We start from the raw sequence: 536 nt of genomic DNA on the forward strand, positions 1-536 counted from the left end.
GCGTACACCGGCTTCGAGGCGGTGGCCAACCTGGGCGAGGAGACCCGCCGGCCGCGCCGGGACCTGACCCTCGGGCTGCTCGGCACGCTGCTCGTCTCCACCGTGCTCTACGTCGGCGTCTCGCTGGTGGTGGTCGGCATGGTGCCGTACACCGAGATCGACCGGGGCGCGCCGATCGCCGCCGCGTTCGAGTCGGTCGGCGCGGGCTGGGCCGCCGTGCTCGTCTCCATCGCCGCGGTCGCCGGCCTGACCAGCGTCATCCTGGTCGACCTGGTCGCGATGGGCCGGATCGGCTTCGCCATGAGCCGGGACGGGCTGATCCCGCCGTCGATCGCCAGGGTGCACCCGCGCTGGGGCACCCCGTACCGGATCTCGGCCATCATGACCGTGGCGGTCGCGCTGCTGGCCGGCTTCCTGCCGCTGTCCGCGTTGGCCGACCTGGTCAGCATCGGCGCGCTCTGCGCGTTCGTGCTGGTGTCGATCGCCGTGCCGATCCTGCGCCGCAAGCGCCCGGACCTGGACCGGCCGTTCACCGT

1 protein-coding gene is annotated in these 536 nt (G+C 73.3%); it reads left to right on the forward strand.

Annotated features, from left to right (window positions below):
• Positions 1-536: amino acid permease (locus SM447_RS29870; protein WP_474576204.1), on the forward strand; the 536-nt coding region annotated here is incomplete at both ends.

The sequence above is a fragment of the Micromonospora aridisoli genome (assembly GCF_056150025.1).